Source organism: Streptomyces vulcanius, from assembly GCF_042653945.1.
In the GTDB taxonomy this organism is placed as follows: Bacteria; Actinomycetota; Actinomycetes; order Streptomycetales; family Streptomycetaceae; genus Streptomyces; species Streptomyces mangrovi.
In genome coordinates, this window is sequence record NZ_JBHSFK010000002.1 from 456,211 (window position 1) to 475,892 (window position 19,682).

At 71.5% G+C, this 19,682-nt stretch carries 14 protein-coding genes; 9 read left to right on the forward strand and 5 right to left on the reverse strand.

Translation table 11 applies throughout. The features are described from left to right. Window positions 1-97: 97 nt before the first annotated feature. Window positions 98-2,974 carry a D-alanyl-D-alanine carboxypeptidase gene (locus tag ACFPIH_RS04610; RefSeq protein ID WP_381168416.1) on the forward strand — a complete coding sequence of 959 codons (2,877 nt, stop codon included), beginning with the start codon at window positions 98-100 and terminating at the stop codon, window positions 2,972-2,974. A 171-nt stretch (window positions 2,975-3,145) separates the two neighbouring features. Beyond that, window positions 3,146-5,026, forward strand: coding sequence for an MFS transporter (locus ACFPIH_RS04615; protein ID WP_381168418.1), 1,881 nt, complete (start codon window positions 3,146-3,148; stop codon window positions 5,024-5,026). A gap of 98 nt (window positions 5,027-5,124) precedes the next feature. Here the strand turns inward: ACFPIH_RS04615 and ACFPIH_RS04620 are convergent, their stop codons facing one another. Then, window positions 5,125-5,964 carry a hypothetical protein gene (locus tag ACFPIH_RS04620; protein ID WP_381168420.1) on the reverse strand — a complete coding sequence of 280 codons (840 nt, stop codon included), beginning with the start codon at window positions 5,962-5,964 and terminating at the stop codon, window positions 5,125-5,127. Between the two features lie 80 nt (window positions 5,965-6,044). Here ACFPIH_RS04620 and ACFPIH_RS04625 point away from each other — a divergent pair, with 80 nt between their 5' ends. The 3 genes from ACFPIH_RS04625 to ACFPIH_RS04635 all read left to right on the forward strand — a co-directional run bounded on the left by ACFPIH_RS04625 (window position 6,045) and on the right by ACFPIH_RS04635 (window position 9,062). After that, entirely contained in the window at window positions 6,045-6,833 is a 789-nt protein-coding gene (locus ACFPIH_RS04625) for an SDR family oxidoreductase (protein ID WP_381168422.1), read from the forward strand. A 138-nt stretch (window positions 6,834-6,971) separates the two neighbouring features. Then, complete coding sequence (locus tag ACFPIH_RS04630; RefSeq protein WP_381168424.1) at window positions 6,972-8,531, forward strand: sodium:solute symporter family protein; 1,560 nt, start codon at window positions 6,972-6,974, stop codon at window positions 8,529-8,531. Window positions 8,532-8,588: 57 nt separating this feature from the next. Beyond that, window positions 8,589-9,062: a GNAT family N-acetyltransferase gene (locus tag ACFPIH_RS04635; RefSeq protein WP_381168426.1), complete on the forward strand. Its 474-nt coding sequence runs from the start codon at window positions 8,589-8,591 to the stop codon at window positions 9,060-9,062. On the opposite strand, the gene ACFPIH_RS04640 is transcribed toward ACFPIH_RS04635, so the two are convergent. After that, entirely contained in the window at window positions 9,059-10,180 is a 1,122-nt protein-coding gene (locus ACFPIH_RS04640) for an ADP-ribosylglycohydrolase family protein (RefSeq protein WP_381168428.1), read from the reverse strand. The genes ACFPIH_RS04635 and ACFPIH_RS04640 overlap by 4 nt on opposite strands. A 166-nt stretch (window positions 10,181-10,346) precedes the next feature. Between ACFPIH_RS04640 and ACFPIH_RS04645 the strand changes: the two genes are divergently transcribed. Beyond that, window positions 10,347-10,862 (forward strand): DUF2165 domain-containing protein, encoded by a 516-nt coding sequence (locus tag ACFPIH_RS04645; protein WP_381168430.1) that lies wholly within the window; start codon window positions 10,347-10,349, stop codon window positions 10,860-10,862. Here ACFPIH_RS04645 and ACFPIH_RS04650 read toward each other — a convergent pair whose 3' ends face one another. The 3 genes from ACFPIH_RS04650 to ACFPIH_RS04660 form a co-directional block, all read right to left on the reverse strand. Further along, on the reverse strand, window positions 10,863-11,447 hold the full coding sequence (locus ACFPIH_RS04650; RefSeq protein ID WP_381168432.1) for a L,D-transpeptidase: 585 nt from the start codon (window positions 11,445-11,447) through the stop codon (window positions 10,863-10,865). It abuts the gene before it with no gap. Window positions 11,448-11,509: 62 nt separating this feature from the next. Then, entirely contained in the window at window positions 11,510-14,095 is a 2,586-nt protein-coding gene (locus tag ACFPIH_RS04655; RefSeq protein WP_381168434.1) for a bifunctional FO biosynthesis protein CofGH, read from the reverse strand. Between the two features lie 67 nt (window positions 14,096-14,162). After that, the gene (locus ACFPIH_RS04660; protein ID WP_381168436.1) at window positions 14,163-15,008 is read right to left on the reverse strand and encodes an LLM class F420-dependent oxidoreductase; all 846 of its coding nucleotides are present in this window, start codon (window positions 15,006-15,008) and stop codon (window positions 14,163-14,165) included. Window positions 15,009-15,168: 160 nt separating this feature from the next. Between ACFPIH_RS04660 and ACFPIH_RS04665 the strand changes: the two genes are divergently transcribed. From ACFPIH_RS04665 to ACFPIH_RS04675, 3 genes are all read left to right on the forward strand, one after another. Further along, a complete protein-coding gene (locus ACFPIH_RS04665) occupies window positions 15,169-16,671 on the forward strand; it encodes a CehA/McbA family metallohydrolase (protein WP_381168438.1) in 1,503 nt (500 codons plus the stop codon). Between the two features lie 293 nt (window positions 16,672-16,964). Then, window positions 16,965-18,110 (forward strand): FAD-dependent oxidoreductase, encoded by a 1,146-nt coding sequence (locus ACFPIH_RS04670; protein WP_381168440.1) that lies wholly within the window; start codon window positions 16,965-16,967, stop codon window positions 18,108-18,110. Beyond that, window positions 18,103-19,635: an FAD-dependent monooxygenase gene (locus ACFPIH_RS04675; protein ID WP_381168442.1), complete on the forward strand. Its 1,533-nt coding sequence runs from the start codon at window positions 18,103-18,105 to the stop codon at window positions 19,633-19,635. The genes ACFPIH_RS04670 and ACFPIH_RS04675 overlap by 8 nt, the downstream gene beginning before the upstream one ends. Window positions 19,636-19,682: the final 47 nt, after the last annotated feature.

Here is a 19,682-nt window from a genome sequence, read left to right on the forward strand (position 1 = left end):
ACCGCAGGAGCCAAGCCCACGACACAGGACACTGGTACATGGTTCGGACAACGCCCAGAGGCGGGTCCGGGGCGGGCGGTTCACGGTTCGGCAGCACATGCAGAACATGCAGCAGATGCGCATGCAGCAGATGGAGGAGGCATCGGTGGCGGGCGAGTCCCCCGACAGGTCGAAGCAGCGCGAGTCGTCGGCAGAACCGACGTCGGGGAGCGCGGGGTCGGTTCCCAAGGCACGCGAACTCCGCGATCCGCGGCTCGCGGTGACATCGGAATCCCCGTCCCGGGGCGGCGTGGACACGGCAACCAGGGTGTTCTCCGTACGCGAACTGGAGATCGAACCGGAGGCCGACACGGAGACCGAGGAGGCCGCCGGCGGCCGGACGGACGCCGAGGGTGCCCAGGGCGACGGTGACGCGGGCGGCGCGGGCAGTGCCGGGAGCGGCGCGGGTTCCGGAGACGCCGGGGGCGCGGACGGCGCCCGGGGGGCCGGGGGCCGTGCGGGTTCCGGGAGCGGTTCGCGTGCCGAGGGCGAGTCCGGCTCCGGGAGTGAGCCGAGTGCCACGGACGCCGGGGGCGCGGGCCGCGCCGAGAGCGGTACGGATTCCGGGGGCGAGGCGGGTGCCGTCGCGTCGGGTGGGTCCGAGGACGTGAAGGGCGCCGAGGAAGGCGCTGAGGGCTCCTCTGAGGGCCCAGGGGACCATGAGAGCGGCTCGGGCGCCTCCCACCCCTCCGGCGGCCCCGAGGACGGCGATGGGCGCCTTCGGGCGGCTGCGGCGCGGTCGGCGACGTCGGAGGACGAGACGCCGGAGCCCGGGGCCGACGCCGGGGCGACCGACGCCTCGGCCAGGAACCCCGCGGCGGGCAAGGCCGGCGAGGACACCGACGCAGCCGACGAGGACGGGACCGCGCCGGGGGCGAAGCAGAAGCCCGAGGCGGACGCCGGCACCGGCACCAAGACCGAGGCCGGCGCCGGAGCTGAGGGTGATCGCAGTTCCGAGCCCGAGGCCGGCGCCGACGCCAAGGACGGGGCCGGCGGCGGTTCCGCTGCCAAGGCCGCGCCCAGCGGCAAGGCCGCCGCCGGAGCCGGAGCCGGCGCTGCTGCCGCGTCCGACGCCCCGGCCGGTGCCGAGCCCGAGGCTGGTGCCGGAACCGACACCGGTGTGGGCGCCGGCACCGGGACGGACGCCGAGGCTGATCCCCAGCCCGAGGCCGGTGCGCGGTCCGGCGCCAAGCCCGGAGACGCACCCGGAGACGCACCCGCGGCCAGGGCCTCGGCCAAGGTCGCCCCCAAGTGGGCCTCCGGTGCCGATGCGGATAGTGGGGACAAGGGAGACGAAGACGGCAAGGGGGGCGAGGGCGACGAGCACAGCTCCGCCGGCGACGCCCCCTCCGCCGAAGACTCCCCCGTCGACCAGCCCACCGCCGTCTTCAAGACGCCCCGGCCCAAGCCCTCCGTCGACCAGCCGACCACCATGCTGAAGCTGGGCGACGTCCCCAAGCCGAAGCCCACCCCCGCCGCCGAGGCCGAGGCCGAGCCCACGGCCGAGCCCGCACCCGCGCCCGAGGTCGAGCGGACCAGTCGGTTCGTTGCGCTCAAGCCTCTCGACGAGCCCCGGCAGCCGAAGGCCGCGCCGCCCGAGACCACCGCTTACGTCCCCCAGGTCGGTCCCGAGCGCACCACCCAGCAGCCGCTGCCGCCGAAGCCGCCGCTGGACCTGCTGGCCGAGCTCACCAACACCCCGCCTCCCCCGCCGACCGTCCTGCGCGGGCTGGGCCGGCGGGTCAAGATCTGGACCCCGCTGGCCATCCTGCTGGCCGTCGTCTTTGCGATCGCGCAGGCCGTCCGCCCGCTCCCGGCGACCGCCCTCGAGCTGACCGCGAAGGACTCCTACACCTTCGAGGGCGGCAAGCTCACCCTCCCCTGGCCGGACGAGGGCCAGGGCGCGATGGACGTCAACGGCATCGGCAACATGGACGGGTTCGGGGACCAGAAGCCCGTCGCCATCGGGTCCGTCGCCAAGGCCATGACCGCGTACATCGTGCTCAAGGACCACCCGCTGAAGGCGGGCGCCGAGGGTCCGAGCATCCCCGTGGACTCCACCGCCGAGAAGGAGGGCGGCTACGACGCGGACGGCGAGTCGACGCTCAACACCGTCAAGGCGGGCGACGAGCTCACCGAGAAGCAGGCCCTCTCGGCGATCATGATCCCGTCGGCGAACAACATCGCCCGGCTCCTCGCCCGCTGGGACGCGGGCACCGAGGCGGCGTTCATCAAGAGGATGAACGCCACCGCCAAGGAGCTCGGGATGACGAACACGACGTACACCGACGCCTCCGGCCTGAAGGAGACCACCGTCTCCACCGCCGCGGACCAGGTGAAACTGGGGAACGAGCTGGTGAAGATCCAGGCCCTCACGGACATCACCAAGTTGCCCGAATGGACCGACCCGTCGGGTCAGAAGTGGCGCAACTACAACACCCTCGTCCCGTACAACAACGCGATCGGCATCAAGACCGGCTCCACCACCGCGGCCGGCGGCAACCTGTTGTTCGCCGCGACCAAGGAGGCCGGCGGTGAGACGGTGACCGTGGTCGGCGCGATCCTCGGCCAGCACAAGTCGCCGATCATCGACACCGTCAACGCGGTCAGCAAGAACGCGCTACTCGCCGCGCAGGGCGCGATCACCTCGGCGAAGATCCTCAAGAAGGGCGACGTCGTGGGGTATGTCGACGACAAGATGGGCGGCCGTACGCCCGTCGTCGTCACCAAGGACGTCCCGGCGGTCGGCTGGGCCGGGCTGACGGTGAAGCTGAAGTTCGCCGCCGACGACGTACCGCACACGGCGAAGGCCGGCACCCAGGTGGGCACGCTCACCGTCGGGGACGGCACCAGCAGCGCGGTCAAGGTGCCGGTCGCACTCGAGAGCGACCTGACCGAGCCGGGCTTCACGGACAAGCTCACGCGCATCGGCTGACCCTGCGGACACCCTCCGCAGCTCGCTCCACCCCGCCGGGCAGCCACCCGGCGGGGTGCGTGCTAGCGTCGCGAAACGGGACAGGTCGCCGGTCGCGAGGAAGCCGCCGTGAAGCGGGTACGAACAGCACGCGACCGAGAACGGAAGACGGGACACGGGGAGTGCCTTCAGGTGGCCACTGCGGAGCCGACACGCACCGACGACACCGGCCGGAACCCGGACGACGACACCACCGGCCCGGAACCGGACGACGCCAAGGACGCCACCGGCGCGGACCCGGCTGACACCGGCACCCGCGACACCCAACGCCCCGCCCCACGCCCCGTACGGGCCACCCTCGACCGGTTCCGTGACTTCCTGCGGCGCCACCTGGTGCTGTCCGTCACCGCGCTCTCCGGTGCCCTGCACCTCCTCTGGTTCTTCACCTTCGCGAACAGCGGCGGTGACCTCGCGGCGCAGGACGCGTGGGCCGAGTTCGTCGGCCGGCACCCCGACTCCGCGTACAACCTGGCCTGGTACGGCGGCATGCACCCGGTGTCGTACAGCGTGGTGTCGCCGTATCTGATGTCGGTGCTGGGTGTCCGTACGACGATGATGATCGCGGGGACGCTCTCCGCGGGGCTCCTCACCCTCATCCTGCTGCGCTGCCGGCCGGTGAAGAACCCCGTCTGGCCCGCCCTCGCGGGGGTCTTCGCGCTGCTGTGCAACGCCGCCTCCGGGCGGGTGACCTACGGCCTCGGCAACCTGTTCGCGCTGGCCGCCGTGGCCGTCGTGTTCTGCTGGCCGTACCGCTGGCGCTACAAACGGTGGGCGAAGGCGCTGTGTGCGGCCCCGCTGGCGGCGCTCGCGACGATGGGCTCGCCGGTGGCGGGCCTCTTCGTCGGGATCGTCGCGGTCGCGCTGTTCCTCCAGAAGCGGCGCCCGGGAGCGTGGGCGCTCGGTCTCGCGCCCGCCGCCGTGGTCGCCGTCTCCGCCTGGCTGTTCCCCTTCTCCGGTACCCAGCCGATGTCCTTCGGCTCGGCGTCCCTGCCGCTGCTGTCCGCGGCGGTCGTGTTCGCCGTCGTACCGCGGGACTGGAAGACCGTACGGATCACGGCGGCCGTGTACGGCTTCGGGGTGCTGGCGGTGTGGCTGATCAGCTCGCAGATCGGGTCGAACATCACCCGCCTCGCGATGCTGTTCACGGGTGTGGTGCTGATGGCGGCCCTGCCGTTCGCGGTGCCGCGCAGCCGCAAGTGGTACGTGATCGTCGTGGCGTCCCTCGGGTTCGTCGGGTGGATCGGCTTCAAGTCGGTGGACGACGTCGTCCGTACGACCCCCGCCGCCTCCTGGGCGCGCGAGCTGGCACCCCTCGTCAACGAACTCCAGGACGTCGGCGCCGAGAAGGGCCGCGTCGAGGTCGTACCGGCCCGCTCACACCGCGAGGCCTCCGCGCTCGCGCCGTACGTCAACCTGGCCCGGGGCTGGAACCGGCAGGCCGACATGGAGCGCAATCCCCTCTTCTACGACGACACCCTGAACTCCGCGAACTACCACGAGTGGCTCGGCCGTTGGGCCGTGCACTACGTCGTCGTCCCCAAGGACGAGCTGGACGGCGACGGCGGCGAACGGGAGCGGGAACTGGTGCAGCGCGGGCTGCCGTATCTGGAGCAGATCTGGGGCGACGCCAACTGGCAGCTGTTCCGGGTCCTCGACCCGGCGCCGCTCGCCGAGCCGAACGCGGTCGTGCAGCGCGCCGAGCAGGGCGAGATGGTGATCGACGTGAAGAAGGCGGGCCGGATCATGATCCGCATCCCGTACTCGCCCTGGCTGAGCGTGGTCGACGCGGAGGGCAAGAGCCTGAAGGCCCCCCAGGAGACGAAGGCCTCCAAGGACCGCGCCGACGACGAGCCGAAGTCGTACACCAACCCCAACGGGTGCCTCTACGAGACGGAGGAGGACACGGAGGGGGACCGGTGGACGATGCTGCTGGCGCCGAAGGCGGGGGTGTACCGGCTTGCCGCGCCTTATCAGTTGCCGCGGGGCACTCCGTGTCCTGACGAGCTCAAGTGACCCTGCGCTGATGCCGACGTACCAGGGGGCTCCGCCCCCTGGACCCCCTACCTATGCCCACCCGCCACCCGTTTGCGGTGGGACAGAAGGCACCGTCTTCACCTCAGCTCGGCCACATACCGATCCGTTCCCGGGATCGTCGGGACGAACGGCGCCATCAGCTCCACCCTCCCCAGTCCCGACTCGGTGACCAGCGTGTCCAGGCCCGTGAAGTGAGCCTCCCAGCACTCCCGGGGATCCGTCTCCAGGAACCACAGCAGTGTCAGGCGGGTGTCGACGCCCTCGACCTGCTTGACGTAGGTCATGCGGTCGCCGGGGAGGGGGGTCGGGCGGAAGACCGTGACCATCGCGGCCGGGGAGCCGGCCAGCCGCTTGGGCAGGTGGCGGGCGCGCAGCCACTCCAGCAGTTCGGCGCGCTGCTCGGCGGAGTCGGTGTCGATGACCTCGACGACCAGACCGGCGTAGGGGTGGTCCAGGGCGTGGTAGTCCCTCGGGCCCGCCGCGCCGTCCCGGTAGACCGTCGCCTCGTGGTCCTGGAAGGCCGTGAAGACATGGGTGCGGTCCTGGTAGACCCGGGCGTCCCGGTTGAGGCGCTTGTTGATCGCGACCGTCCACCGCATGTGGTCGTCGTAGCGGCCGTCGGTGACCCAGTACGTCGTGATGTAGCAGCCGGCGGTGACCGGCTGGGCGATCGCCGACTTCTCGGGGTAGCGCAGCAGTTGCAGATCCCTGGTCGCCACCCACCGCCGTCCCGCGTACATCCAGGGCATCGCCATCGCACCGGCGTAGTAGTGGTCGTCCTCGTACCAGCGGTTGTAGGCGTACTCGTGCCCCGGGTGCGGTTCGACCATGGTGATCAGGGCGTGGCCGGGCCGGACTCCGTACGGGCCGACGGCGGCCAGTTCGGCGTACGTCTCGCTGCGGGTCTCCTCGCTCACGTTCCTCCCCTTCCGTCCTCCTGCGCTCGCCCCTACTCTGACGCTCCGTCAGAAAAGGTGCCAGAGCCGGGAGGTCACCGATGTCACTGCTCGCGGGCAAGACCGTCGTCGTGTCGGGGGTCGGGGCCGGGCTCGGTCACCAGGTCGCGGCCGCGGTCGTACGGGACGGCGGGAACGCGGTGCTGGGGGCGCGTACCGAGGCGAATCTCGCCAAGAGCGCGGCCGAGATCGATCCGGACGGTACGCACACCGCGTGGCGGGCGACCGACATCAGGGACGAGGGGCAGTGCGAGGCGCTGGCGGCGCTGGCGCGGGAGCGGTTCGGCGGGATCGACGCGGTGGTCCAGGTGGCCGCCTGGGACTCGTACTTCGGCGGGCTCGCGGACGCCGACTTCACGACCTGGCAGTCGGTCCTGGAGGTGAACCTGCTGGGGTCGCTGCGGATGACCCGGGCGTGTCTGGCGGGGCTGAGGGCGCGCGGGGGCGGGTCGGTCGTCTTCATCGGTACGCAGTCGGCGGTGGCGGCGCCCTCCCAGGTGCGGCAGGCGGCGTACGCGGCGTCGAAGGGGGCGCTCACCAGCGCGATGTACTCACTGGCACGGGAGTTGGGCCCGGACCGGATCCGGGTCAACACCGTGCTGCCGGGGTGGATGTGGGGGCCTCCGGTGCAGGCGTATGTGCAGTTCACGGCGCAGACGGAGGGGGTGCCGGAGGCGGAGGTGCTGGGCCGGCTCGCCGGGCGGATGGCGCTGCCGGATCTGGCCACGGACGGGGACGTGGCGGACGCTGCGGCGTTCCTCGCCTCGGACCGGGCGCGGGCCATCACGGGGCAGTCGTTGCTGGTCAACGCGGGTGAGCTGATGCGATGACCCCATGACAGGGCGTTCACGTAGATGAACGCGAACCACGATACCGAATACCTTTACCTCCCTTTGACCCGACGCTTACTTGTCGTGTTCATGTGACAGCGCCCACGATGAGCGCCGGGCTGAACCCTGGGAGGGCACATGAACGGTCTCGACTGGGCCGTGCTCATCGGCTACTTCGGCGTGATGATCGCCATCGGTGTCTGGTCACACAAACGGGTGGACAACGTCAGTGACTTCTTCACCGCGGGCGGCAAGATGCCCTGGTGGCTGTCCGGCATCTCGCACCATATGTCCGGCTACAGCGCGGTGATGTTCACGGGCTACGCGGGCATCGCCTATACCTACGGCATCACCTCTTTCGTCACCTGGTCCTTCCCCATCGCGCTGGGCATCGCCATCGGCTCCAAGCTGTTCGCGCCACGTATCAACCGGCTGCGGTCACGGCTTCATGTGGCTTCCCCGCTCGAATACCTCAAGAACCGCTACGACCTGAAGACCCAGCAGGCCCTCGCCTGGTCCGGGATGCTGCTGAAGATCGTGGACGTGGGCGCCAAGTGGGCCGCCATCGCCACCCTGTTGTCGGTCTTCACCGGTATCTCGCTGAACCAGGGCATCCTCATCACCGGCGCGATCACCGCCGTCTACTGCACGATCGGCGGCCTGTGGGCGGACGCGCTGACCGAACTCGGCCAGTTCGTCATCCAGTTACTGGCCGGCGTCGCGATGTTCGTGGCCGTCGTACTGAAGTTGAACGACAAGGGCATCGGGTTCTTCGGCGCCTGGGACGAGCCCGCCCTCCAGGGCCACGACAAGCCGCTGGTCGGCAACTACGGCACCGTCTTCCTCCTCGCCTTCCTCTTCATCAAGCTCTTCGAGTACAACGGCGGCATGCTCAACCAGGCCCAGCGGTACATGGCCACGGCCACCCCGAAGGAGGCCGAGCGGTCCGCGCGGCTTTCGGCGGCGCTGTGGCTGGTCTGGCCGGTGGTGCTGTTCTTCCCGATGTGGATGTCCCCGCTGCTGGTCACCTCGCAGAAGCCGGACGGCTCCGACTCCTACGGCCTGATGACCGAACAGCTGCTCCCGCACGGCCTGTTGGGCCTGGTCATCGTCGGCTTCTTCTCGCACACCATGGCCATGTGCTCCTCCGACGCGAACGCCATCGCCGCCGTCTTCACCCGGGACTGCGCACCGGTGCTGTCGCGCAGGGCCCGGGAGTGGAACCAGCGGTCGGGCCTGATCGCGGCCCGCGTCACCACGGTCGTCTTCCTCGGCCTGTCCATGGCGGCGGCCACCCAGGTCAACTCCCCCGCCTTCAAGGACATCATCACGGTCGTCATCAAGTGGGTGGCCGGGCTCATGGGCCCGATGGCGATCCCGATGATGCTGGGCCTGCTCCGCCCCTTCCGCCGCTCCGGCCCGACCGCGGCCCTCACCAGCTGGTCGATGGGCCTGCTCGCCTTCTGGCTGGTCAACTACCCCATCAACTGGAACGTCGACGGCGGAGTCCCGCTCCAGTACCAGGTCTCCGTCCCCCTCGCCGTCTCCCTCGTCCTCTACATCCTGGTCGGCTTCCTCAAGCCGGAGGACACCCCGGAACGCCTCGCCATCATCGACCGCATCAACACGGACGACGACTCCTCGGGCGCGGCGGCCACCATCCCGCCCCAGCGGGACGCCGTACCCGCCAAGGACTGAGAAGCGGGGGTCGGAAAGGCCGGAGGCTAGGGGCTCGGGAGCCCCTAGCCTCTCCTCATGATCCGAACCGCGACCCCCGCCGACATCCCCGTGATCCACGCCCTGATCCGCGAACTCGCCGCCTACGAAAAGGAACCCGAGGAGGCGAGGGCCACGCCGGAGCAGCTGCACGAGGCCCTCTTCGGCGAACACCCCGCCGCCTACGCCCACATCGCGGCCGACGACACCACCGGCGAACCGGTCGGCTTCGCGCTCTGGTTCCTCAGCTTCTCCACCTGGCGCGGCGTCCACGGCATCTACCTGGAGGACCTCTACGTCCGCCCCGCCGTCCGCGGCTCCGGCCACGGCAAGGCCCTGCTGACGGAGCTGGCCCGGATCTGCGTCGCACGCGGCTACCAGCGTCTGGAGTGGTCCGTCCTGAACTGGAACCGCCCCGCGATCGACTTCTACGAGGCACTGGGCGCCCGGCCCCAGGACGAGTGGACGGTGTACCGGCTGACGGACGGGGCGCTGAGCAAGCTGGGAGGTTAGGACGCGCCCCTGGGATACCTGGTCAGCCAGCCCGGGGAGGCGCCCGCCGGGTTGTGGAGGGCCGGGCCCTGGGTCATCTCCATGGCGAAGTCGTCGGCCAGTTCCAGGAGTGTGGGGCGGCCCTCCAGTTCGGCCAGCCAGGCCGGCGGGAGGGCCGTCTCCCCGTGGAGGGCACCGAGGAGGCCGCCGAGCAGGGCGGCGGTCGGGGCGGAGGGGCCGTCCTGGTTGACGGCGAGGCGCAGACCGTGCCGGACGTCGTCCGCGACGAGCGCGCAGTACACGGCGGCGGAGAGGACGCCGGGGGCGGTGCCGGGACCCATCAGGGCCGTGACTCTCTCCGGTCCGGGCAGTCCCTGGCGCAGGGCGCCCAGGGCGCGCTGGAGCGCCTCGGAGACGGGTTCGTGCCCGGGGCGCGCGGCCAGTACGGCGAGCGCCTGCTGTACCGCCGTGTCGAGGCTCTCGCCGCGCGCCAGCGCGTGCACGGTGACGGCGTACGCGCCCGCCGACAGGCAGGCGGCGGGGTGGCCGTGGGTCTGGGCCGCGCACTCGACGGCGAGCTGGGCGACGAGCTGGGGCTCCCAGCCGACGAGGAGGCCGAACGGGGCGGAACGGGCGGTGGCCTCGGGGCCGTCGGCGGCGGGGTTCTTGGGTGCGTCGAGGGTGCCGAGCCGGTCGTCGCCGAGGCCCATGAGAAGCGGACGGGTGGGGTCGCGGCGGGCGTACAGCCACTCCTCGTGGGCCAGCCAGCCGTCGTCCTTGCGGCGCAGGTCGGGACCCCAGTCGCGCTGGGTCGCGGCCCATCTCAGATACGCCCGGTGCAGATCGGTCGGCGGGTGCCAGGCGCCGGTGTCGCGGCGGACCTGGGCGCGGATCAGGCCGTCCACGGTGAACAGGGAGAGCTGGGTGAGGTGGGTGACGGCGCCGCGACGGCCGTAGGCGGGGGCGAAGTCGACGACGCCGTCCGGGCCGTGGACCCGCAGGATCTCCTCGAGGCCGAGCGCGTCGACGGGCGCCCCCAGCGCGTCCCCGACGGCGGCGCCGAGGAGCGTGCCCCGCACCCGGCTGCGGAAGTCCTGCTGTTCCGTACGGCCCCAGACGGGGCCCGATGGCGTACTCACGTCGTACTCACCCAGTCCTCCCGGCCACCGTCCGTACGTACGACGTCCGTCACTGTAATCGAACGCAGCTCACCGGCCATCCTGTCCGTGGACTGTCAGGCGCAGGAGTGCGGGCGGGTATGGAGGGGTGATGGAGAAGTGGCGGGGTAAGGAGACCCGCATGACCATGTCCACCTCACGAATCACACAGCCCTCACGGGTTCTCCCTCTCGCCGCCACTGTTCTCACCGGGACGGTCGCGCTCTACATCGCCCTCGTGGCGTTCGGGAACATCACGGACTTCGGGACCAACCAGCAGTTCGTACGGCATGTGCTGGCGATGGACACCACGTTCAAGGACGACGACCTGATGTGGCGCGCGGTGACGAGCAAGGGGCTGCAGGACGCGGCGTACATCGCGATCATCCTGTGGGAGACCGTCGCCGCCGTGGTGCTGGTCGCCGGGACGTGGTTCTGGGCGCGGAAGGACTACGTACGGGCCCGGGCGCTCTCCACATACGGCCTGCTGATGCTCATGCTGCTCTTCGGCGCCGGGTTCATCGCGATCGGCGGGGAGTGGTTCTCGATGTGGCAGTCGGACACCTGGAACGGGCTGGACGCCGCGCTGCGGGTGTTCCTGCTCAGCGGGGTCGTGCTGATCGTCGACCACCTGCCGTTCGCGAACGAGCGGTCCGGCGACTGACTACTCGACGACCCTGACCTTCGTCCCCGTGTCGCCGAACGCCCACAGGGCCGCGCCGTCCGCCTTCGCCATGCGGATGCCGCCGGTCTGTGTGCCGGAGGCGGGCGGGGGCGGGGAGGAGCCGTCGACCGCGTTGGAGAAGGCGATGTTGACGCCCGAGACGACGGAGAAGTAGACGATGTGCTCGATCGCCACGCCGTCGGAGCCGGTCGTCGCGTCCTTGCGGACGGAGACCGTGTAGGTGCCCGGCGCCGGGGCGATCGTGCCCGGCCAGACCGTGAAGGTACGGCGGGCGGTGTCGTCAGCGTCGACCAGCCAGACCCGGCGGTCGGAGAGGTCGTAGACCACCCGCCGGCCGGTGCCCGAGGCGTCCGGCACCTCGGTCTTCGACGGGGACGGCGACGCCTTCGGCGACGCGGACGGCTTCGCGTCCGTGGAAACCCGCGCGGTCGGGCGGCTCGCCGCCGCCGTCGGATGCGGGCCCTGCTCGGCCTTCACCGTCAGGACGGCGACCGCGGCGACCGCGCCCGCCGTCAGACCGGTGACCCAGACCCACGAGGGAAGCCGTCGGGCAGGCACGGGCACGCATCTCCTCAGCTACGGAAATCCCCCAACAGGGGCCCCCACAGGGGGTCGGATCATCGTACTCACTCAAGCACCGGCAGAAGCTCCGGCAGGTGGCCGTCCGAGGCCTCCGCGGCACGCTGCCGCTCCTGAGGTACCTCGCCGTAGAGCGTAGTGCGCGGCCGCGCCGGACGGCCCGCCGTCTCCGCCACCGCGATCAGGTCCCTGACGGACTTGTAGGAGCCGTAACTGGAGCCCGCCATACGGGAGATGGTCTCCTCCATCAGTGTCCCGCCCAGGTCGTTCGCGCCCGAGCGGAGCATCTCCGCCGCGCCCTCCGTGCCCAGCTTCACCCAGCTGGTCTGGATGTTGGGGATGTGCGGGTGGAGGAGGAGGCGAGCCATCGCCGTGACGGCCCGGTTGTCGCGCATCGTCGGACCGGGACGGGAGATGCCCGCGAGGTAGACGGGCGCGTTGGTGTGGATGAAGGGAAGGGTCACGAACTCCGTGAAGCCGCCGGTCTGTTGCTGGATGCGGGCCAGCGTCCGCAGGTGCCCGAGCCAGTGACGGGGCTGGTCGACATGGCCGTACATCATGGTCGAGCTCGACCGGATGCCGAGTTCGTGCGCGGTGGTGACGACCTCGATCCAGGTCGCCGTCGGCAGCTTGCCCTTGGTCAGGACCCAGCGGACCTCGTCGTCGAGGATCTCGGCCGCCGTGCCGGGGATGGAGCCGAGGCCGGCCTCCTTAGCCGCGCTCAGCCACTCCCGGATCGACATGCCGGTGCGGGTCGCGCCGTTGACGACCTCCATCGGCGAGAAGGCGTGCACATGCATCCCGGGGACGCGGGCCTTCACCGCCTTCGCGATGTCGAAGTACGCCGTCCCGGGCAGGTCGGGATGGATGCCGCCCTGCATACAGACCTCCACCGCGCCCAGCTCCCACGCCTGTTGGGCGCGGTCGGCGACCTGGTCCAGCGAGAGCGTGTACGCGTCCGCGTCCGTGCGGCGCTGCGCGAAGGCGCAGAACCGGCAGCCGGTGTAGCAGACGTTGGTGAAGTTGATGTTCCGGGTGACGATGTACGTCACGTCGTCGCCGACCGCCGCCCGGCGCACGTCGTCCGCGATCCGGGTGAGCGCGTCCAGGGCCGGGCCGTCCGCGTGGAGGAGGGCGAGGGCCTCGGCGTCGGTGAGCCGGGTGGGGTCGTCGGCCGCCGTGCGCAGGGCCTCGCGTACGTCGGTGTCGATGCGCTCGGGGACCATGCCGGGGGCGGCGGCCTCGCGCAGGGCGGCCCAGTCGCCGTACACCTCGTCGAAGTCGTCGCGGCGGTCGGACGTGCGGCCTTCGGTGTCGATCGAGACATGCAGATCCGTACGGCCGGACGGGACGAACACCTCCTCCGGCTCCTGCCAGGGCCGCCCCTCGACGACGGCGTCCGGCACGGCGAGGCCGGTCCCGGGGTCGGCGAGCGCCCGCACGTGCGGCAGCAGCCGCGGGTCCAGCCAGGGCTCACCGCGGGTGACGAACTCCGGGTACACGCAGAGACGTTCCCTCAGCTCGAACCCGGCGGCCCGGGACCGCTCGGTCAGCTCCTCGATCTGCGGCCAGGGGCGCTCGGGGTTCACGTGGTCGATGGTGAGCGGGGAGACCCCGCCCCAGTCGTCGATCCCGGCGCCGATCAGCCGCTCGTACTCGCTGTCGACGAGGTTGGGCGGGGCCTGGAGGTTGGCGGAGGGGCCGAGGATGTGCCGGGCTACGGCTACGGCGGCGACCAGTTCGTCCAGCTCCGCGTCCGGCATGCCGCGCATCGCGGTGTCCGGCTTGGCGCGGAAGTTCTGGATGATCAGCTCCTGGACGCCGTGGTAGGCGCGGGAGACCTTCCGCAGCGCGAACAGCGACTCCGCGCGCTCCTCGTACGTCTCGCCGATGCCGATGAGGATGCCCGAGGTGAAGGGGACGGACGACCGGCCCGCGTCCTCCAGGACCCGCAGCCGTACGGCGGGCTCCTTGTCCGGGGAGCCGTAGTGGGGGCCTTGGGGCTCCGACCACAGACGGGTGGCGGTCGTCTCCAGCATCATGCCCATGCTGGGCGCGACGGGCTTGAGCCGCTGGAAGTCCGTCCAGGACATCACCCCTGGGTTCAGGTGGGGCAGCAGCCCCGTCTCCTCCAGGATGCGGATGGAGATCGCGCGGACATAGGCGATCGTGTCGTCGTAGCCGTGCGCGTCGAGCCACTCGCGCGCCTCCGGCCAGCGGTCCTCCGGCTTGTCGCCGAGGGTGATGAGGGCTTCCTTGCAGCCGAGGGCGGCGCCCTTGCGGGCGACGTCCAGGACCTCGTCGGGGGACATGAACATCCCGTGGCCCGCGCGGCGCAGCTTGCCCGGCACGGTGACGAACGTGCAGTAGTGGCACTTGTCGCGGCACAGACGGGTCAGGGGGATGAAAACGCTCTTCGAGTACGTGATGACACCGGGCCGGCCGGCCGCCTCCAGGCCCGCGTCCCGCACCCGGGCGGCGGACGCGGTGAGGTCGTCGAGGGCCTCACCGCGCGCCTGGAGCAGCACCGACGCCTCGCCGACGTCGAGGGCGACGCCGTCCCGGGCGCGTTTGAGGGCGCGACGCATGGAGTTCTCGGTCGGCCCGGTTCCGGAGGTCGCGGAAGTCGTCATTCTTTGAGCATACGTTCGGGCTGGTCAGGGACGATGGGGGCGTCCGATTCGTCCCCGACTGCGGGTTCTACTGGAAACGGGCGAGGTCGTCGAGTACCCGCAGCACCTCGGCCTCCCCGGCCGGCGGGAGCTGCACCACGGCCTCCTCGATGCCGAGGTCCGCGTAGTGCGCGAGCTTGCCCGCCGACGGCTGGACGGCGTACGGGACGACCTCCAGCGCCTGCGGATCCCGGCCCGCGTCTGCCCAGGCCGCCCGCAGCACCGGCAGGGACTCCGACAGGCCGCGCCCGCCGATCGGCAGCCAGCCGTCGGCGTACTCGCAGACGTGGGAGAACAGCTTCGGCCCGGCGCCCCCGCCGAGGAGCGTGCGCGGCCCGACCACCGGCCCGCGCGGCTTCTGGGCCGGCTTGGGATGGGCGGAGCTTGCCTGGACGGACCCGAACTCCCCCTCGTAGCCGGTCGGTTCCTCGCTCCACAGCGCCCGCATGAGCCCCATCCGCTCCCGGACGAGTTCCCGTCGCGTACGCCACTCCACCCCGTGGTCGGCGGCCTCCTCCACGTTCCAGCCGAAGCCGAGGCCGAGGGTGAACCGGCCGCCGGAGAGATGGTCCAGGGTCGCGATCTGCTTGGCGAGGTCGATCGGGTCGTGCTGGGCGACGAGGGTGATCCCGGTGCCGAGACCGAGGCGCTCCGTCACCGCGGCGGCCTGGCCGAGGGCGACGAAGGGGTCGAGGGTACGGCCGTACTCGCGCGGCAGTTCGCCGCCGGCGGGGTAGGGCGTGATCCGCTCGACCGGGATGTGGGTGTGCTCGGGCAGGTACAGGCCCGCGAACCCTCGCTGCTCCAGCTCATGGGCGAGGCGGGTGGGGGTGATCGTCTCGTCGGTGAGGAAGATCGTGACGGCGATGCGCATAGCGGGCCTTTCGGTGCCGGTTCCTCTGTGTTCATCTCTGCCGGTTCATCTGTACGGGTTCATCTGTACGGCTTCACCTGTGCGGGTTCATCTGTATCGGGAGAAGGCGTCGGTGTCCATACCGACCGGTCGGAACAGCTCGGAACCGAGAGGGAGAGACATGGGTGAGGACGGCATCGCACGCAGGGCTCTGTTAGTCACCGGAGCCGCCACCGCGCTGACCGTGGGAAGCGTGAGCTTCGCCGCGGCGGCCGACGGGGAGCAGGAGACGAGGACGGTGGGGGGCACCCTGCCGACCGGCTCACCGGACTTCGTGTACGTCCCGGTGGAAGTCCCCGCCGGGGTGAGGGAGCTGAAGGTCTCCTACACCTACTCCCGGCCGTCCGTCCCGGCCGGCACCGCCGGCAACGCCCTCGACATCGGCCTCTTCGACGAGCGGGGCACGGAGCTGGGCGGCGAGGGCTTCCGGGGCTGGTCGGGAGGCGCCCGCACGGAGTTCTTCGTCCGGGCGGACGAGGCGACGCCGGGCTATGTCGCCGGGCCGGTCCGCCCCGGCACCTGGCACATCGCGCTCGGCCCCTACACGGTGGCGCCGCAGGGTCTGACGTACGAGATCACGGTGACCCTGACCTACGGCGAGCCCGGCCGCACGGCACGGCCGGTGTACCCGCCTTCGCGTGCCCGTGGCCGGGGCCGGGCCTGGTACCGGGGCGACTGCCACCTCCACTCCTGGTACTCCGACGGCCGCCGCACCCCCGCCGAGATCGCGGCGCTGGCCCGCGCGGCGGGCCTGGACTTCATCAACACCTCGGAGCACAACACCCACGCGGGGCACGGGGCGTGGGCGGACGTGGCCGGGGACGACCTCCTGATCCTGCTGGGCGAGGAGATCACGACCCGCAACGGCCACGTCCTGGCGATCGGCACCGACCCGGGAACCTTCGTCGACTGGCGCTACCGGGCCCGCGACGACCGCTTCGGCCGCTTCGCGCGCCGGATCCGCCGCACCGGCGGCCTGGTCGTCCCGGCCCACCCGCACGCCACCTGCATCGGGTGCGCCTGGAAGTTCGGCTTCGGGGAGGCGGACGCGGTGGAGGTCTGGAACGGCCCCTACACCCCCGACGACGAGGTGGCGCTGGCCTCCTGGGACGCGACGCTGGTGGCGGCCGTGCGGGGCGGACGCGGGGAGTGGCTTCCCGCGATGGGCAACAGCGACGCCCACCGCGACCCGGACGTCGTGGGCCTCCCGCAGACCGTCGTCCTGGCCGACGACCTCACCCGGGAGGCCGTCCAGTCCGGGATCCGCGCGGGCCGCTCCTACCTCGCCGAGTCCAGCGCGGTCTCCCTGGCCTTCACGGCGACCGGCGGCAAGGGCCGACAGGCCGGAATCGGCGAGCGGTTGGCGGTGGACGCGGACACCCCGGTGACCGTCCGCCTGTCCGTCACCGGCGCCCCCGGCTGCACGGTCCGCTTCGTCACCGACGAGGGCGTCCTCTTCACGAGCGGCCCCCTGCCGGAGTCGGGCGCGGGGGTGGCGGAGTGGCACACAACCCCCGCGTACGCGGCCTACGTACGGGCGGAGGTACGCCACGCGGCCGCCGCCCCGCCCCTGCCGGGGCCACTGGCGGCACTCACGAATCCGGTGTTCCTGGGGCGGGGGTGAGCACCCCGACCCCGTGCTGACGTTGTCCTGGCGCCTGCTGGGACGGGGCCGACCCGACTGTCTCGTGCCGTCTCGAACCCCATCATCGGCGCGTCGACTCGCGGAGGCACGCGGCGGAACGCCGCGCGTGACACCTGGGGTGACCGGGCGGCGGAGTCGCGCTGTCGGTCGGCTGTCGGGGCTGTCGGTCCGGCGTCGGCGACGTGTAGGCGGCTTGTCGGTGGGGGTCCGGAGTCTTTGTGCAGATCCCGCCGGGTGTCCATCCGGCAGGCGTACGACGCGCAAGGAACACCATGACCACTGACGTCACCATCATCGGCGCCGGGCTCGGGGGACTGACCCTCGCACGCGTCCTGCACATCCGCGGCATCCCGGCCACGGTCTACGAGGCGGAGGCCTCACCGACGGCTCGCGCGCAGGGCGGGATGCTCGACATCCACGACTACAACGGGCAGCTCGCCCTTGATGCGGCGGGCCTGATGGACGAGTTCCGCGGCCTGATCCTGGAGGGCCGCCAGGCGATGCGGATCCTCGACCCGGACGGCACCGTCCTGCTGGACCAGCCCGACGACGGCACGGGCGGACGCCCCGAGGTGCAGCGCGGCGAACTGCGGCGGATCCTGCTCGACTCGCTCCCGGCCGGCACCGTCCGGTGGGACCACAAGGTCAGCGGTACCCGTGCCCTCGGCGAGGGCCGCCACGAGGTGACCTTCGCCGACGGCACCACCGTCACCACGAGCCTGCTGGTCGGCGCGGACGGCGCGTGGTCCCGGGTCCGGCCGCTGCTCTCCGCCGCCACCCCCGAGTACACCGGCATGGCGGCCGTCGAGACCTACCTCCTCGACAGCGACACCCGGCACCCTGCCACCGCGAAGGCGGTCGGCGGCGGCTCGATGTTCGCGCTCACGCCGGGAAAGGCGATCCTGGCTCACCGGGAGCGGGGCGACACCCTGCACACCTATGTGATGCTCACCGAGCCGCAGGACTGGTTCGCCGGCATCGACTTCACCGATGCCGCCGCGACCACCGCCCGGATCGCCCAGGAGTTCGACGGCTGGGCACCCGAGCTCACCGCGCTGATCACCGACAGCGCCACCCCGCCGGTCCTGCGCACCCTCCACGCCCTGCCCATCGGGCACCGTTGGGACCGCGTGCCGGGGGTGACCCTGCTCGGCGACGCCGCCCACCTCTCGATCCCGAACGGCGAAGGCGCCAACCTGGCCATGTACGACGCCGCCGAACTCGGCAAGGCCCTCGCCACACACCCCGACGACGTCGAAGCCGCCCTCTCCGAGTACGAGCGGGCCATGTTCCCCCGAGGCGCCGAAGCCGCCACCGAAGGCACCCGACTCCACGAGTGGCTCTACGGCGACGACACACCCCACGGCCTGATCAGCGCGTTCAACGAAGACCACGGTCAGGAGACCTCTCATGCATGACGCAGTGATCGTGGGCGCCGGCCCGGTCGGTCTGTTCCTCGCCTGCGAACTCGGCCTCGCGGGCTGCTCCGTCCTGGTCCTCGAACGGGATCCGGAGCCCCGCTCCCCGTGGAAGGCGCACCCGCTCGGAGTGCGGGGCCTTTCGGCCGCGTCGGTCGAGGCCTTCTACCGCCGCGGCATGCTGCACCCGCTGCTGAAGGCGTCGGGCGTCCACGACGATCCCGACACTCACCCCGAGACGGACGAACCCGCACCCCCTCGTCAGGCGGGCCACTTCGCCGGGATCATGCTCGACCCCGCCATGGTCGACATCGCCGCCCTGCCCTTCCGGCTCCCCACCCCGGCACCCGACAACGTGATGACCAGCCTCGAAACGGTCGAGGCCGTGCTGTCCCAGCGGGCATCCGAACTCGGCGTGGACATCAGACACGGCGTCACGGTCTCCGCCCTCACCCAGGACGACCACGGCGTGGTCGCCCATGCCGGCGAGCACGACTACCCGGCGCACTGGCTCGTCGGCTGCGACGGCGGACGCAGCGCGGTGCGCGGCCTCGCGGGCTTCGACTTCACCGGCACCCAGCCGCAGTTCACCGGCTACACCATGCACGCCGACATCGCCGATCCCGAGAAACTGCGCCCCTGGTTCAACGCGACCCCGACCGGCATGTACCTCCGCACGCGCGCCGAAGGACACGTCGGCATGATGGACTTCGACGGCGGCGCCTTCGACCGCTCGCAGGAGCCGACCCTCGACCATCTCCAGACGGTCCTGCGCCGCGTCTCCGGCACCGACGTGACGCTGAACGACGTCCACCTCGCCTCCACCTTCACCGACCGGGCGATGCAGACGACGACCTACCGGCGCGGACGCGTCCTGCTCGCGGGCGACGCCGCCCACATCCACTCCCCCCTGGGAGGGCAGGGACTCAACCTCGGCATCGGCGACGCCATGAACCTCGGATGGAAGCTCGCGGCGACCGTGCGCGGGCACGCGCCGGACGGACTTCTTGACGCCTACACCCGCGAGCGCCATCCGATCGGCGCCCAGGTACTCGACTGGTCGCGCGCCCAGGTGGCCGCCATGAACCCGGACCCGCACGCCCAGGCGGTCCGGGCAGTGATCCGCGACCTGGTCAGCACCCGCGACGGAACGACCTACGTCTTCAACAGGCTGACGGGATCCTCGACCCGCTACGACCTCGGCCACGACCTGATCGGCGAACACCCGCTGACCGGCCGCAACGCCCCCGACCTCCGTCTCCGGGACGGCACCCGCCTCGGCGACCTGATGCACGACGGACAGGGCGTCGCCCTCGACTTCAGCACCGACCGGTCCCTCCACGGTCCGGCCATGGGCTGGGAACGCCGCATACGGTACATGGCCGGCCCGGCGAGAAACGACCTCGGCCTGAGCGCCCTGCTGGTCCGACCGGACGGCACAGTCGCCTGGGCAAGCGATCACGCCCCCGACCCCGAAGCGTTCGGGCGGGCCGCCGGCCGCTGGTTCGGCAGTCCGGCAATCTGACAGCGAAGCAGCCACGGGCGGCCGGAAGGAATCCTCCCCTTCCGGCC

Coding starts and splice junctions, on each gene's coding strand:
- ACFPIH_RS04670 (WP_381168440.1), top strand. CDS start 16,965: ATGACCACTGACGTCACCATCATCGGCGCCGGGCTCGGGGGACTGACC.
- ACFPIH_RS04655 (WP_381168434.1), bottom strand. CDS start 14,095: ATGACGACTTCCGCGACCTCCGGAACCGGGCCGACCGAGAACTCCATG.
- ACFPIH_RS04645 (WP_381168430.1), top strand. CDS start 10,347: ATGTCCACCTCACGAATCACACAGCCCTCACGGGTTCTCCCTCTCGCC.
- ACFPIH_RS04675 (WP_381168442.1), top strand. CDS start 18,103: ATGCATGACGCAGTGATCGTGGGCGCCGGCCCGGTCGGTCTGTTCCTC.
- ACFPIH_RS04625 (WP_381168422.1), top strand. CDS start 6,045: ATGTCACTGCTCGCGGGCAAGACCGTCGTCGTGTCGGGGGTCGGGGCC.
- ACFPIH_RS04610 (WP_381168416.1), top strand. CDS start 98: ATGCAGAACATGCAGCAGATGCGCATGCAGCAGATGGAGGAGGCATCG.
- ACFPIH_RS04660 (WP_381168436.1), bottom strand. CDS start 15,008: ATGCGCATCGCCGTCACGATCTTCCTCACCGACGAGACGATCACCCCC.
- ACFPIH_RS04635 (WP_381168426.1), top strand. CDS start 8,589: ATGATCCGAACCGCGACCCCCGCCGACATCCCCGTGATCCACGCCCTG.
- ACFPIH_RS04665 (WP_381168438.1), top strand. CDS start 15,169: ATGGGTGAGGACGGCATCGCACGCAGGGCTCTGTTAGTCACCGGAGCC.
- ACFPIH_RS04630 (WP_381168424.1), top strand. CDS start 6,972: ATGAACGGTCTCGACTGGGCCGTGCTCATCGGCTACTTCGGCGTGATG.